Genomic DNA, 13,167 nt, shown 5'->3' with positions numbered 1-13,167 from the left:
GCCGGCTGTCCCGTCTCATTCGATCTTGCCGCCGGACGACATCCTGACTTGCGGCGAGACAAAGTCGAGTGAGACGCCGGTTCCGCCGTCTCGGCCTTGTTCTCGTGCAACTACCACCAGGTGGTGTGTAGCGCAGTGTTACTGCCGTGGTGCTCGATTCTCAACTGGCCGTCGGAGCCTCGGCTTCGGCCTGCCGGGCGCGCCGCTGCGCGCGCACACCAGTACCAGACCTGTCCGGGGCCGCCGACCAGTCCGGCTCGTCCCCGGGGTCCTTCGTCGCCACCTTGGTCACCTGCAGCCCGGCGGCCCGGCCCCGGGTGTGCTGACTCGTATCGCACGTCAGCAACCGAACGTCGCGGCCGGCCAGGCCCTGGATGGCCACCGTCCGGTCGATGATCTCGACATCCGGGCGGTCCAAACGCACGTGGCCGGGGGGATCGAGGACAATCTCCACGTTGACCCTGCCGCGGGTCTCGCCGTCCTGAACGGTGTGCTCCCCCTCATGCAGGACCCCGTGGGTGTCGCCGTTGAGGACCCCGTCGAGGAGACCGAGCGTGTGGGCGGCACGCCAGCGGGCCCGCTGCTTGCTGGCGTCCTTGAGGTCGTCCAGCTCGTCGACCACCACGATCGGGAACAGCAGGCGCACGAACAGCCAGCGCGGCACGTCGAGCACCTCATGCAGGTCGACGTCAGCCAGTTTCACCTCGTTCTGGATGTAGAAGCTGGAGTCCGCCACGACGAACACCTCCCGCTGGCTCCACCGGCCGACCTGCGTATCCAGCGCGGCCACGGCCGCCTCGAACGCCTCGATCCGTTCGGCGACTTCAAGTTGGACCAGGCCGTTCACGAGGCGCTGCTGGGCGGTCCCGGCGAGCGTGCCGCAGCTGCCCAGCAGCGCCCGGTAGCGGTCGGTGAACACGAGCTGGTCGAGGTCCCGGTCGCTGATCTGGGAGCGCAGCATCCGCGCGGACTCCGTGGCCCACTCCAGGTACGCCAGCAGCCCCTCGAAGGCGCTGCCGTACGGCCGCTGCAGGTTCATCGCCGTGGTGTGGACGCCGCTGAGGGCCTGCCGGATGTTCTTCCGGTCTGCGCCGGGGCGCGGTGTGATGAGCATGCGGTGATCCTGCCAGCGCGGCCCGCTGGTACGCCTTGGATTTCCGACGTCGCCGCCCTCCAGTAGCACGACCGCAGACCAGTAGTTACAGCTCGTTGCGGGCCAGCCCGAGGTCCGCCATGGGCTGGGTGGTGGTTACGCCGTGGGCGCGGTGAACGCGGGCAAATGAGGCAGGCGGCTCGGTCTCACTCAGCCTGCCCCGCCGACGTCGTACACATCGATCCCATCCGGGTACGCGGTGAACGCCACCCAGCACCGAGACCCGAACCAGAGCACCCCTTCCCAGCCGCCGAACGACGGCCAGGCGTCCCGGCGAACCAGCACCTTGGCGATCGTCTCCATGACCTCCTGACGGCCGTCCTCCGGGAGGTCGGCAAGCGCCTCGTCGACCCGGAACACCAGATCCACCCTGTACGACATCGCGCACCCCCGTGCTCGTGATCAACTAGGGGCAGCACCGTACGACGAGACGGCACAACGTGTGACGGCCTGTGGATAACTCCGGGCACCCGTAGGGCATTCGGCCGGCCCGGTACGGCAGGTAGGATCCCTGGCGAGGCGGCAACGCAGCGCCGGAATCCCCGCGGACCAGCACCCACGCCCCGCAGGCGGACAAGGTTCCCCGAATCGCGTACGACGACGCCTACGCCAAGAGTGCCCGGCACAAGCTCGGGCTGACCGTGTCCCTGCCCGCTCCTCTCGGGTTCGAGCTGGACACGGCGGAGTTCCGAGGCGGTGGACTCGCTCCTCCGCCCCTCCGCCCCTCCGCTCCTGCCTCACATCGCACACGCCGACGCGGCGCCCTCGTGCCGGTACCAGACGCTGTCCAGCTCACGGCCGTCCGGCAGGGTGTGGCGGGCCGGGCCGGGGGCCGGGACGAAGCCGGCGCGTTCCAGGGCGCGGCGGCACACAAGGTTCGCCGTCGCCGTGCCCGCCCGTACCGTCGGCAGACCGGCGTGGCCATGGGCGAACTCCGCACCCGCCAGGAACAGTTCAGCGCCGAGGCCCTGGCCTCGATGGTCGGGGGCGAGAATGCCGCCGATCTCACCCCTGTCGTGGTCGAGTTCGAGGTACCCGGCGTAGCGCCCGGTGTCGCGGCGTACACAGACCATGAACTCGGGCAACTCGGCGCTGGGTTCGAAGGGCTCGGCCAGCTCGGGGTTGGACCTGATGAACCAACGGAGGGAGGCGCCGGAGTGGCCCAGGCGCAGCAGGGCCCGTCTGGTGTCGGCGTCCGGTACGACCTGGCCGGCCTGGTTCCCCTGCCAGCGCTGGGCCTCGGGGTCCGCGCCCGCGGCGATGGCCGCCAACGCGTCGAGCTGGGTCACCGGGGTGTAGAACAGCAGGTGCCGGGTGGCCAGGGCGTGCCGGCCGGGCGTGCACACGTCCGGGACCGGGAGGCCCGAGGCCGCCCGGCGACGTCGTAGGAGCGACCGAATCATGGAACCCCCCGTTGTATTCCTCCTGGTGTGTCCGGCCGAATGTACCGGGTGTGTCCCGCCTCAGAACCCATCTTTGAACCGGCCCTCCGGGCCCTCCGAAGCAGTGCCGCTCCGCCGACCTGATCGGCTGCAGCGTCATGAGTTTTCTCGTTACTCCACAGCGCGGCCGATGAGTTAGTGGCTCCCGGCCGGTCCAAGCTCATGACACCTAGCAAAGGACACCGCCATGTCGGAGCTTCTCGTCGACTTCATCACCTCCCTCGATGGCCACGCATCGGGACAGGGATGGCCCGGGTTCTGGGGCCTCGAGGGCCCGGAGTACCTCGCATGGCTCGGCGAGCAGCCCGAGGCCACCTACCTGATGGGAGCGAACACCTACCGCCTGATGTCGGGCTTCGCCGCAGGCGAGGTCCCGGAGGGCCAAGACGAGTTCAGGCCCGAAGAAGAGGCGTCCGTCGACGAGCTCACGCAAGCCTCCAAGGTGGTGTTCTCCTCCTCACTCGAGGAGCCACTGACGTGGGCCAACTCCACGCTCGTCCGCGACGACGCCGTCGAGGCGGTCCGCGCCATGAAGTCGAGCGGCTCGGGGCTCCTCAGCACAATCGGCAGCCTCAGCCTGTGCCGGTCCCTGCTACGAGCCGGACTCGTCGACCGCTTCCGGGTCGTGATGTTCCCGGTGATCACCGGGGCCACGGGCGAAGAACGCATCTACGACGGCTATCCGGACGTTGCCCTCGAGATGATCGAGCACCGCACCTTCGACGGCCGCATCCAGCTGGTCGAGTACAAGCCCCGCGTGCTCGAGCACCCGCCGCTCGGCGCCCCTGCGTGACGTCGCCCCGTCCGCCGGTCTGGACGGCCGCCAGGCCGGCGCCGGCGGGCGCGGAGCAAGACCTAATAGGGGGCGAACGGCCAACGTCAGGACACCCAGCAATAGAGCGCCGTATCCCCGTCCTCAACCGACGACGGTCCCCCCCCCCCCCCCCCGCCCGCGCAGGACGTACCCGTTGCGCGCTGAGGAGTGGGAGCGTCCGGCAGGGAGCTGTCCGAGGTCAGAGTTCTTGCCCGAACAGCGGCACATCACTGGGAGTCAGATCGCTCCTGACACGCTCCAGCCGCACAGGGTGGCGCCAGCGGCCAGCCGCGTCCAGGGACACGTCGACCGCGACCTCTGCGACGACAACCGGCTCGACCAGCCGTACGGCGAGCTGCTCCCGCGACCCCCAGCTCGCGCTGAAGGTCCACCCGGTCCACGGGTGCGCGGGTCCGCCCTGTAGGAGTTCGGCGGCCAGGGCTTGGCGGACGGCCAGGTTCAGGACGGTGGTGCGTCCGGCGTACTGGAGCCGGCCGTCGGCGTCGAGGCGGCCGAGCAGGGCCGTGGTGAGAGCGGCCGGGGCACCGGTGACCGCGCCGATCACGGCCTCGGTCGTGTGCCGGGACCGGTATTTGCGCCACGCCCTGAACGCGGGCACGTACCGCTGGTCCAGGCGCTTGAAGACGAGCCCCTCCAGTGCGACCGTCGACCACTCCAGCCAGTCGGTGGCCTGCTTCGGGTCAGTGGTGGAGGGACACAGGGTCCAGGGAGCATTTAGGCGGTGGTCGGCGAAGAGCTGTTCCAGTGCCGCGCGGCGAGCCTGGTAGGGCTGCGCGGTCAGGTCGGCGCCCGCCCGCAGCAGGTCGAAGGCGACAAAGTGGGCCGGCCACTGCTCGGCCGCACGGACAGCGGTCGCCGCCCTGCGGTGCGCACGCTGCTGAAGACGCTCGAAGGACAGCCGGTCGCTCTCCCACACCACCAGTTCCCCGTCGAGCGCCGTGTCGTCGGGCAACTGCGAGGCCGCAGCGACGATCTCGGGAAAGGCGTCAGGTTCCCGCCTCGGCGGGAACGGATCAGGACCCGGTCGCCGGGCCACCGTCCCAGCAGCGCCCGCTAGCCGTCCCATTTCGGTTCGGCCGCGTGTTCCGGGTGGAGCACGGGGTCCGATGTGGGGGTGGCGAGCATCGGCTCCGGCAGGGACCAGGTCGAGGACATGGTCGAAGGTGTTCCACCGTGAGCTGGCGACGGGGGCAGTGTCGCCCGGTCAGCGGATTGGCGGCAGGGCCTTGTCCGGGTGCACGGTCCGTACGTCGACAGCGGAGTCCATCAGGAGATCGTGGTCCGCCAGGACGCGCCTAGATCCGCGAGCTGCCCACGAAGTACGCCGCGCTGCTCCTCCAGGTCCTGCGAGGCCGGCGACAGGAGATAGACGTTGTCGCGGTACAGGCAGAACCCGATGCACTCCCACCCGTGGGTGATCTTGGCGTTCACGCGGTCCCACTCCGACCTGTCCGTCAGAGGTTTGCTGCTGAGGTCGGTAACGCCGGGCGAACAGGCAATGGCCCGGCAGCCGGCCATGAGCCGGTGGATCGTCTCAATAGCGAGTACGGGAGCCAGCCCGTGACCGCGCCACTGTGGCTCAAGGGTCACCCGGTCCATGACGAGCAGGGCGGAGCCGACGTACTCCGGCCGCTCGCTGGCCTCGCTCGTGAACGAGCCCGTATCGGCATCGAGGAGGAACTGGGCGGTCTCGTACAGCTCCTCAGATTCCTCTGCCATGGCCCAGTAGGCATTCCGGCCGCGGTCGAGATGCACCCGGTAGAAGGTCATCTCTCCTATGGCGACATCCTCCGTCGTGCACGACGGACAGTCCGCGGCGTCGCAGGCGCTGCCCGCCGCCGGGCCTTGGGCTCCGTCATGTGTACGTCGACGGTGCAGGATGGCGACGTTCCACCGCTCCAGCGTGTCGGCCTGCGGGGTGCCCCACAGTTCGTCATCGAAGGAGATCCGTAGGTGCAGCTCGGTGGGATCACCGGGCAGCGCGGAGGACTCGATCACTGCGGCAGCGTAGCGAGGCACGTGCGGCACGCCTGCCTCTCGGCGAGACCGCAGGATGCCGCCGCCGGCGGGCATGCGCCGGGCGACTGCGGACGGGGCGAGGCGAACGGGCGTACGCGGCATGGCCGTTCACGACCGCCACTCCCTTCACCGGAGCCGTCGACCGCAGTCGGTCGCGAGGCTCGTGCGAGTGGTGTTGTGACTGGTCGAGGTAGATGACACCAGCGGGGTCCGCCGAGCAGGCTCGATGCTCCACTCTGGTCTCGATAGTTGGCGCCGTTTGGTCATCGTTGTTGGCACCTGCTCGGGTTGGTCGGCTGACCTGGCACGTCGTGGTCGCCGCCACGCTGGTGGCCGGGGTGGTGCGGCTGATCCTGTGCACCCGACACCGACTCCCGCCGTGGTGTGGATCTACACCGCCGTACTCGTCCTGATCGCGGTCGACGGCTAGCGGCAAGGGCCCGCAAGCCACCGTGTACGGGGCCTTCATACCCGCCACCCTCGCCTCGGCCGTCTACGGCGGCTTCCTCGCCCTGGTCTGGACCCACTCGTACTGTGCGCTCCCAGGAGACAGGAAGCGTACGAGCCGGCCGCCTTCGGCAGGGGAGAAGAGGATGCGACGGGGGCATTCACGGATGTCCCGCTGGCCACTATGGTATGGGAGCGCTCCCATTCGCCTTACGGCGATCCGGTCCCGGACCGGCCGGGCGCCTTGGTGGGTGCGCGGCACTTCTACAGTCGGGCGGTTCGGCGGGCGAGTCGCCGCTCGGCCGACCTGACGTCTGCGCGCCGATGCCGGTCGGCTGCCCGCCGTGCCGCATCACCGCAGAGGAGATCCCCCACATGATCATCGGACACGTCGGCCGGAGCCGGAAGCGGCTCCGCTTCCACCGCTTACTCGCCCTGCTGGGAGCCGTGTTACTGGCCCTCGCCGTGGCCTCGCTGCCGTCCCCGGCGGCGGCGCACGGCGTCGCCATGGGGCCCGGCTCGCGCACGTATCTCTGCTACCTGGACCTGCTCCAGAACGAATCGACCCAGATGCCCTCCAACCCGGCCTGTCGCGCCGCCGTCCAGCAGGCCGGCACCACGCCGCTGTACAACTGGTTCGCCGTGCTGGACTCCAACGCCGGTGGCAGGAGTGTGGGCTACGTCCCTGACGGGAAGCTCTGCAGCGCCGGCGACAGGAGCCCGTACAACTTCTCCCCCTACAACGCGGCCCGCACAGACTGGCCGACGACGCACCTCACCTCGGGCTCGAGCATCCAGATCAACTACAGCAACTGGGCACACCACCCGGGCAGGTTCGAGGTGTACATCACCAACAACGGCTGGTCGCCCACCACTCCCCTGGCATGGGGTGACCTGACGCATCTGCAGACCGTCACCGACCCGCCGCAGACGAGTGGCCCGGGTAGCGTGGGCGGCCACTACTACTGGGACCTGCGGCTGCCGGCGCGGTCCGGTCCGCACATGCTCTTCGTCCAGTGGATCCGTTCGGACAGCCAGGAGAACTTCTTCTCCTGCTCCGACGTCGTCTTCGATGGCGGTCAGGGCGAGGTCACGGGTCTGGGCGGTGGCCGGACGACGGCCGACGCGATCGCCGCGAAGGCGGCGGGGTCCACCGGCATCCAGGCAGCGGCGGCTCACACCGGGCACGGGGCGCATGCCGCCGCGGCGCCGGACGTGGACGCGGTGAACGCCGCCGGCGAGGCAACGAGCGGCTCGCCGCTCACCGCGCTGGCCGGCTCGCTGGCGGGAGCCGCGGTCCTGGTGGCCTGCGTCGCGGGTGCGGCGTTCCACCGCGGACGGCGCCGCCGGCAGGCCGACGCCCGACCGTGATCCCCATCCCCTTTGGGCCTGTCCGGTGGATCGTGTCGCAGCACCGGGTGCAGTACCCGCCGGTGCGGTCCCGCAAGGGGCCGTCGCTTACCGCGGCATGATCCGCCGGACAGGCCCTGACACCAGGCGCGGTCTCGAGGCGGCGAACGTCGCCGCCTCGAGGCCGCGCCACAGCGACGGTCGGCGGGTGCGCTCGCGCACCCGCCGGATGAAGCCCGCACTCACTCGACCGTGGAGCCGACTCCTTCCCGCCCGTGGGGCGGCTCTCCCTCGCCCGTGGAGCCGACATGCTGAAACGACGCTGGGCAATACCCCTGCTGATCGCCTCACTGCTGTCCCTGTCGACCCTTCCGGCAGCCTCCGCCTCCCCGCCGGAGCCCCCGAGACCCGCCGACGCCGGCGCGGAGTCGTCCGTACCGCTGCCGGAGATCGCCGCGCACACCACCCAGGTCGCCTCCGGCCTGAAGCGCCCCACCGCCATCACCGCGCCCGACGACGGCTCGGGCCGGCTGTTCATCACCGAGAAGCGCGGCACCGTGCGGGTGTACCACCCGGACACCGGCCTCGCGCAGACCCCGCTCATCGACATCACGTCCGCAGTGGACGAGTCGGGCAACGAGCGCGGGCTGCTCGGCATCGCGACGGCGCCCGACTTCCTGGACAGCAGGGAGGTGTATCTGGCGTACACCGCCCTGCCGGATGGAGCGGTGACCCTGGGCCGCTACGACCTCGACGACGCGAGCCTTAAGGTGCTGCTGTCCCAGGAGCACGCCACGTACAGCAACCACAACGGCGGCCAGCTCGCCTTCGGCCCCGACGGCCACCTGTACTGGAGCATCGGCGACGGCGGCGGTTCCGGAGACCCCTTCGACTCCGGGCAGCGGGTGGACACCCTGCTGGGCAAGATCCTGCGCATCGACGTGAGCCGGAGCTGCGGGGACCTCGCGTACTGCGTGCCCGGGGACAATCCGTTCGCCGGCGTCGCGGGAGCCCGCCCGGAGATCTGGACCTACGGGCTGCGCAACCCCTGGCGGTTCTCCTTCGACCCCGCGGACGGCTCGCTGTGGATCGGCGACGTCGGTCAGGGCAGGTGGGAGGAGATCGACCGGCTGCGCCCCGCGGAGCAGCCCGGGGCGAACCTCGGCTGGTCCTGCCGCGAAGGGCTGGTGGTGTTCGACGAGGCCCAGTGCGGGGGCGGCGCCGAGCTCACCGATCCGGTCTTCACCTACTCACCGCGCACCGGCAGCTGCGCGGTCATCGGCGGGCAGGTGTACCGCGGCAAGCAGTTCGCGGACCTGGTCGGGGGCACGTACATCGCCACCGACTACTGCTCGTCCACCGTCTGGGCGCTGCGCGACGACGGCGCGGGCGGCTACCTCCAGGCCGAGATCGGGCGGACGCCGACCCAGGTCACGGCGTTCGGCGCCACGCCGCAGGGGGAACTCTACGTCGTCAACGACCTGCCCGGTGGACTGCACCGGGTGTCGTTCGAGAGGGTCGCGCCGACCTGCCGGATCACCCAGACCGCGTACGCCTGGGGCGGCGGCCTGACCGCGAACCTCACCCTCACCAACACCGGCACCACACCCGTCTCCGGCTGGAAGCTCGTCTTCCCCCTCGCCCTGGGCCAGACGATCATCTCGGACTGGAACACCGACCTCGTCCAGAACGGCGACATGGTCACCGCGGCCAACGCCGCGTACAACGGGACGATCGCGCCGGGCGACAGCGTCGAGATCGGCTACCTGGCCAACCACACGGGCGACACCTCGGCCCCTGAGAGATACGCCCTCAACGGACACGCCTGCACCATCGGCGACTGACCCGGGCTCCGTTCGCCGGCCCTGGCTGCCGAACGGAGCCCGCCCACGAGCGGGTTTGCTCCGGAATCCTCCCGGCCCGACGCGATCCTCGTACGCTCCTTGTGATGAGCACGGCGGACGCGCACACCATCGCGAGTTTCAGCTCGAGCGTCTCAAGGCCGAGCCGGCCGCTCTGGAGGTAACAGCTCGCGAGGTCATGGCAGGGTTCCAGGACTTGATGCGTAAAGACGAGGTCCCAAGGCTCGACGCCTTCCCTTTGATCTTTGTCACGGTCTTGGCCCGGCGACCGGCATGCGCGGCCGGCGCCAAGGACTCCACCCATCCGTCTGGGCCGGCATGCAGCGGAGTCCGGCGATAGGCATCGATCCCGAATGCGCCGTCGGGGCCGATCATGAATCCGTAGGCCATGGACACCCGGCAGCTTCCCGCCGCTGACAACCGGCCCTCAGCGGCCGAGCCCTCGGGACCGTCGGCGTCCAGGATGCGCGGACCGCTCCCGTAGAACGGGGCAGGCGGCAGCGCCAGACCACCCCAGCGGTCCTGAAAGGCCGCGGCCCGGTCGATCTCCGCGATTGCGGCAGGCGCGACCAGGATGGGCGATACGGGAGCCGCGGCCGTCATGATGCCGGAGTCCAGCGGCGGGGCCAGGTAGCGCTTCGGGTGTCGGTCGTCGCGACCAGGTGTCATCTATCGCGACCAGTCACAGGTGTGGTGTTTGCCCGCTTGCATTTCTCGCACAAGGAATCGAGCATGTGTTCATGCACGTCGTTTCGCCTGGTGAGCGAGGGACTCCGGAGGCGACCGGAGCCAAGTCCGGGCACGCTCTCCAGCCTGCTCCCAGGCGGGAAGCTGCCCCACGGCGCGGTAGTGAGCGCCGGGGGCGACCTGCCCCTGCTGATCGCGTTGGCCGCGGAGGCCGCCACCGACGGCGGCGCCTGGGCAGCGGTCGGTCTGCCCCAGCTCGGCGGGCTCGCGGCGGCGGATGCCGGTCTGGACCTGGCGTGCGGGCTAGCTGTACCCGAGCCGGGACGGCGGTGGCCCGAGGTGTTGGCGACGGTGTGCGAGGCGACGCCGGTGGTCTTGCTCGGCCCCATGGGGCAGGTGGCCCTGCGTACCAGCCGTCGCATTGCGGCCCGCCTGCGGCGCTCCGGCACGACGCTGCTGACCTGGCAGGACTGGCCGGAGGCACAGCTGCGGCTGCGGGTGGCCGAGGCCCGCTGGGACCCGTGCGGGGCGAGGTGGGTGGTGTACGCCTCCACCGCCGCCCTGTTGCGGGCCCGCGCCTGCTCACCGCCCGCCCGACGCCGCCCTCCGCGCCCCGGACTACCGCAGCGCACCGCTGACCCCAGCAGACGTGGTCGTGAAGCAGAGCCTTCAGGAGCTCTCCGCTGTCCCACAGCGGTCCGATGAGGTCCTCTTGCACCCGCGACGAAGCCGTGCTCGGTGGACGGCGAAGTGGAAGTGTTCGGACAGGGGGCGGATCCTTTCGGCCGAGGCCCGCCTACGCACCGACCGTCCACCTGACGGCCTCGGGCAGTGGCGGGACGAGGCGGACTGGGCGGGGCTGGAGGAGAGGGCCCGCGCCATCACCCGGACCGGATGGTGGATCGACCAGCGCGACGCCGACGGCGCTGACCTGCTCGAACTCCTGAAGGCCGCCACCGAGGCGGACACGGGGACGGAGAACCCGTTCCGCTGATCCCTCCCGCTGAAGAGAAGCCTCCTCCAGCACAGAACGCTCAATGCCTATACGGCAACCTGTCTAGCCCACCTGCTGCTTGCGACGCTCCTCGGGAATAGTTTCCAAGAGGCAGTCAGCCACATCGTCGGCATAGTAGCTCCACAAACCAGCCTCCGTGATCAGACGACGATATCGAGTGAAGTCAGCTTCGGGGTTCGCCGAGATCAGGCCCTCAACGCGCTTCAATGTCAGATGAACCTCGCGCGCTTGACGTAGCGCAAGGTGGAGCTTCTCGCGCAGGTGATCTTCAGGGCTCGGGTATGTGGGCGGCGGCACAAGATCGAAAACGGCGCGATTACCCTCTGTCAGCGCCCCATTGATTATCAGCGGGATGAATGAGCAGGCTCTGTGGTGTTGTTGAAGGGCTTCCATTACTTTCAGGTGGTCATCCCTGAATTCCGTGCTGATCCATACAGCGTGACTGGCTTCCACTTCTGCGGCACAGGTGATCAGGCGTCCGAGATGGTCCGCGTCCGTACGTTCCAACTGGTTCTCGATGACCACAAAGCGTTCGCGATCACCTACTTGAGTCTTGGCAAGAATGTCGATGCGATAGCCGGCAACCTTCTGCTCTGTGCCCACGAGCGTGAGTGGGTTTTCGAACCAAGCCGCGCGCTTCACGATCCCCAGCCGCCGGGCGAGCCAAGGGGTAAAGTCAGACGCCTCGTGCCCGAAGTAGGTTCGTATGTTTTCGACGGTACGGAGCCACTGAGCACGTCTCTCGTCGGTTCCCTCCGGTTCGGCAGCATCAACTACCGCTGGTTTTACAGGAGTTGTTTGCTCGGCCTCTGCCTCAGTCGGGAGAAGATAGTCACTGGAGTCAAGCTCGGCGTGGGCGTCCGCGAAGGACTGGCCCAGCATGGTCCAGTCAAGCGCGGGGGAAGCATCGGTGGTCATGCTGCAGAACGCTAACCCCTGCCACTGACAATGCCCGCTGGAGACCGTAGAACGATGCCCTGGCTCCCCGACAGCGAAGCGTTCGAGTAGTCAAGCCAGTCAAGCCCGCGCCGTACCGGGCGGGCGGCTCTGTCCGTACCCGCTCGGCGGCTGCTCACCACCCGCCCCGCACCGCCGCCCACGCCCCGGGCCGCGGCGGCGCAACGCTGATCGCGCGGATAAGGAATCGTCTCTGTCCGACCACTTCCGCTTCGATGCCGATCTCGACCACGACTTTGTGGTCGCCGCTACGCCGCACACTTGGCCGACTGGTTCCTGATCCGTGAACAGTTCGACCCGGTCCGCGAGTTCCTGCCTGTACTAGGTCCACCAGCACGAGCAAGATGACGTCCGCCGTACCCGCCACGCCGTGCTCGACCTTCACCGACACGGCTACGAGTGAAGCGCAGAGAAGCACCGGCTGCTGGAAGGCGGCGCGCGACGCCGACACCGAGTCCAAGGTGGAGTGGCTCGCGGCCAAGCCCGCCCCTGAGCAGGAGGCTGCCGTCGAGTGGGCGAAGCAGTTCGACATGCCGCAGTGGGAAGGCCCGGCCAAAGCCCTGGAGTTGGGCGAGCGCTCCCGCCACCAGCTGATGACGGCCGCGCACACCGCGCTGGTCGTGGAAGGGACCTGGGACGAGGCGGACTGGGCGGAGCTGGAGGAGAAGGCCCGCGCCATCACCCTCGCCGGATGGTGGATTGACCAGCGCGACGCCGAAGGCAGTGACCTGCTCGAACTCCTCGACGCTGCAGGCGAGAACGACCGCGGTACGCAGAACCCGTTCCGCTGACGGCTGGGGAACATAGCCGGGAAACGCCGGTTAGCCAAACCGGCGTTCCTCCGGACCATTGTTCCTCCCACCCCGCCACCGATTGCGTGGAAGGAACCGCATGTCCCAGCCCCCGCCCACTTCGGCCTTCGCGCCGACGCCCGACCCGCTCACTCCCGACCGGGACATCACGCACCAGCACTTCCAGGCCAGCGACACCGTCGTCGTCCTGAAGGGGGTGGCCGGCGGGGAACTGTGGGGCGACGCGATGCGCGTCGTCGCCCCGTCCGTGCGCTGATGCCTGAGGATCCCGGGTACCCGGTGGCGCTGGAGCGCAACCTCAACCGCCGTGCGGAGACCTTCGGGCATGAGCCGGATATTCGGCTTGAGGCGGTCACGTGGATCGGGCCGCGCCGCCCGTACAGGGTGACCGGCCGGGGCCATTCCGGGCAGCGGACCGGTGTACCGGTGGAGGTCGAGGTCAGCGGCGGTGCCGCCGCACTGGCCGCGCTGTGGTCGGCGGGGCTGGGCCAGCAGACCGCGGCCGGGTTCGGATGGGTGGTCGCGTGAGTGAACTGCCCTCCGAACAGAGCGCGTTACGGTTCTCGCCGCATCCCCTGCAGCGAGTCG

General features: G+C 69.4%; 15 protein-coding genes. 8 read left to right on the top strand and 7 right to left on the bottom strand.

The genetic code is table 11. The annotated features are described in order from the left end of the window. Nucleotides 1-160: 160 nt before the first annotated feature. The 3 genes from QQY66_RS48375 to QQY66_RS48365 all read right to left on the bottom strand — a co-directional run bounded on the left by QQY66_RS48375 (nt 161) and on the right by QQY66_RS48365 (nt 2,556). Complete coding sequence (locus QQY66_RS48375; protein ID WP_301986977.1) at nt 161-1,114, bottom strand: PIN domain-containing protein; 954 nt, start codon at nt 1,112-1,114, stop codon at nt 161-163. A gap of 189 nt (nt 1,115-1,303) precedes the next feature. Next, the gene (locus QQY66_RS48370) at nt 1,304-1,534 is read right to left on the bottom strand and encodes a hypothetical protein (protein WP_301986975.1); all 231 of its coding nucleotides are present in this window, start codon (nt 1,532-1,534) and stop codon (nt 1,304-1,306) included. Nucleotides 1,535-1,890: 356 nt separating this feature from the next. Further along, on the bottom strand, nt 1,891-2,556 hold the full coding sequence (locus QQY66_RS48365) for a GNAT family N-acetyltransferase (protein WP_301986973.1): 666 nt from the start codon (nt 2,554-2,556) through the stop codon (nt 1,891-1,893). Between the two features lie 226 nt (nt 2,557-2,782). Here QQY66_RS48365 and QQY66_RS48360 point away from each other — a divergent pair, with 226 nt between their 5' ends. Next, nucleotides 2,783-3,388 carry a dihydrofolate reductase family protein gene (locus tag QQY66_RS48360; protein ID WP_301986971.1) on the top strand — a complete coding sequence of 202 codons (606 nt, stop codon included), beginning with the start codon at nt 2,783-2,785 and terminating at the stop codon, nt 3,386-3,388. 220 nt (nt 3,389-3,608) lie between these two features. Here QQY66_RS48360 and QQY66_RS48355 read toward each other — a convergent pair whose 3' ends face one another. After that, on the bottom strand, nt 3,609-4,382 hold the full coding sequence (locus tag QQY66_RS48355) for an ATP-dependent DNA ligase (protein WP_367667059.1): 774 nt from the start codon (nt 4,380-4,382) through the stop codon (nt 3,609-3,611). Nucleotides 4,383-4,696: 314 nt separating this feature from the next. Beyond that, complete coding sequence (locus tag QQY66_RS48350) at nt 4,697-5,428, bottom strand: hypothetical protein (protein ID WP_301986969.1); 732 nt, start codon at nt 5,426-5,428, stop codon at nt 4,697-4,699. A gap of 843 nt (nt 5,429-6,271) precedes the next feature. Here QQY66_RS48350 and QQY66_RS48345 point away from each other — a divergent pair. Both QQY66_RS48345 and QQY66_RS48340 read left to right on the top strand, forming a co-directional pair. Then, a complete protein-coding gene (locus tag QQY66_RS48345; protein WP_301986967.1) occupies nt 6,272-7,267 on the top strand; it encodes a lytic polysaccharide monooxygenase in 996 nt (331 codons plus the stop codon). Between the two features lie 287 nt (nt 7,268-7,554). Further along, complete coding sequence (locus tag QQY66_RS48340) at nt 7,555-9,090, top strand: PQQ-dependent sugar dehydrogenase (RefSeq protein ID WP_301986966.1); 1,536 nt, start codon at nt 7,555-7,557, stop codon at nt 9,088-9,090. 138 nt (nt 9,091-9,228) lie between these two features. Here the strand turns inward: QQY66_RS48340 and QQY66_RS48335 are convergent, their stop codons facing one another. Then, the gene (locus QQY66_RS48335) at nt 9,229-9,711 is read right to left on the bottom strand and encodes a hypothetical protein (protein ID WP_301987749.1); all 483 of its coding nucleotides are present in this window, start codon (nt 9,709-9,711) and stop codon (nt 9,229-9,231) included. Nucleotides 9,712-9,957: 246 nt separating this feature from the next. Here QQY66_RS48335 and QQY66_RS48330 point away from each other — a divergent pair, with 246 nt between their 5' ends. Both QQY66_RS48330 and QQY66_RS48325 read left to right on the top strand, forming a co-directional pair. Beyond that, nucleotides 9,958-10,500, top strand: coding sequence for a hypothetical protein (locus QQY66_RS48330; RefSeq protein WP_301986965.1), 543 nt, complete (start codon nt 9,958-9,960; stop codon nt 10,498-10,500). Nucleotides 10,501-10,507: 7 nt separating this feature from the next. Further along, entirely contained in the window at nt 10,508-10,789 is a 282-nt protein-coding gene (locus QQY66_RS48325; RefSeq protein WP_301987796.1) for a hypothetical protein, read from the top strand. A 63-nt stretch (nt 10,790-10,852) separates the two neighbouring features. Here QQY66_RS48325 and QQY66_RS48320 read toward each other — a convergent pair whose 3' ends face one another. Beyond that, nucleotides 10,853-11,728, bottom strand: a complete 876-nt coding sequence (locus tag QQY66_RS48320) for a hypothetical protein (protein ID WP_301986964.1) — start codon at nt 11,726-11,728, stop codon at nt 10,853-10,855. Nucleotides 11,729-12,111: 383 nt separating this feature from the next. On the opposite strand from QQY66_RS48320, the gene QQY66_RS48315 reads away from it, so the two are divergent. From QQY66_RS48315 to QQY66_RS48305, 3 genes are all read left to right on the top strand, one after another. Then, nucleotides 12,112-12,558, top strand: coding sequence for a hypothetical protein (locus tag QQY66_RS48315; RefSeq protein ID WP_301986963.1), 447 nt, complete (start codon nt 12,112-12,114; stop codon nt 12,556-12,558). 100 nt (nt 12,559-12,658) lie between these two features. Beyond that, complete coding sequence (locus tag QQY66_RS48310) at nt 12,659-12,835, top strand: hypothetical protein (RefSeq protein ID WP_301987795.1); 177 nt, start codon at nt 12,659-12,661, stop codon at nt 12,833-12,835. Continuing rightward, nucleotides 12,835-13,107 (top strand): CRISPR-associated endoribonuclease Cas6, encoded by a 273-nt coding sequence (locus tag QQY66_RS48305; protein ID WP_301986962.1) that lies wholly within the window; start codon nt 12,835-12,837, stop codon nt 13,105-13,107. Before QQY66_RS48310 ends, QQY66_RS48305 begins: the two co-directional genes overlap by 1 nt. The last annotated feature ends 60 nt before the right edge of the window (nt 13,108-13,167 follow it).

This window comes from Streptomyces sp. DG2A-72 (assembly GCF_030499575.1).
Classification (GTDB): Bacteria; Actinomycetota; Actinomycetes; order Streptomycetales; family Streptomycetaceae; genus Streptomyces.
This window is presented reverse-complemented; position numbering and strand designations above follow the sequence as displayed.

Bases quoted from the DNA above. Each gene is read 5' to 3' on its own strand.
- QQY66_RS48375 (WP_301986977.1), bottom strand. From the start codon at position 1,114: ATGCTCATCACACCGCGCCCCGGCGCAGACCGGAAGAACATCCGGCAG.
- QQY66_RS48370 (WP_301986975.1), bottom strand. From the start codon at position 1,534: ATGTCGTACAGGGTGGATCTGGTGTTCCGGGTCGACGAGGCGCTTGCC.
- QQY66_RS48365 (WP_301986973.1), bottom strand. From the start codon at position 2,556: ATGATTCGGTCGCTCCTACGACGTCGCCGGGCGGCCTCGGGCCTCCCG.
- QQY66_RS48360 (WP_301986971.1), top strand. From the start codon at position 2,783: ATGTCGGAGCTTCTCGTCGACTTCATCACCTCCCTCGATGGCCACGCA.
- QQY66_RS48345 (WP_301986967.1), top strand. From the start codon at position 6,272: ATGATCATCGGACACGTCGGCCGGAGCCGGAAGCGGCTCCGCTTCCAC.
- QQY66_RS48340 (WP_301986966.1), top strand. From the start codon at position 7,555: ATGCTGAAACGACGCTGGGCAATACCCCTGCTGATCGCCTCACTGCTG.
- QQY66_RS48335 (WP_301987749.1), bottom strand. From the start codon at position 9,711: ATGACGGCCGCGGCTCCCGTATCGCCCATCCTGGTCGCGCCTGCCGCA.
- QQY66_RS48320 (WP_301986964.1), bottom strand. From the start codon at position 11,728: ATGACCACCGATGCTTCCCCCGCGCTTGACTGGACCATGCTGGGCCAG.
- QQY66_RS48315 (WP_301986963.1), top strand. From the start codon at position 12,112: ATGACGTCCGCCGTACCCGCCACGCCGTGCTCGACCTTCACCGACACG.
- QQY66_RS48310 (WP_301987795.1), top strand. From the start codon at position 12,659: ATGTCCCAGCCCCCGCCCACTTCGGCCTTCGCGCCGACGCCCGACCCG.
- QQY66_RS48305 (WP_301986962.1), top strand. From the start codon at position 12,835: ATGCCTGAGGATCCCGGGTACCCGGTGGCGCTGGAGCGCAACCTCAAC.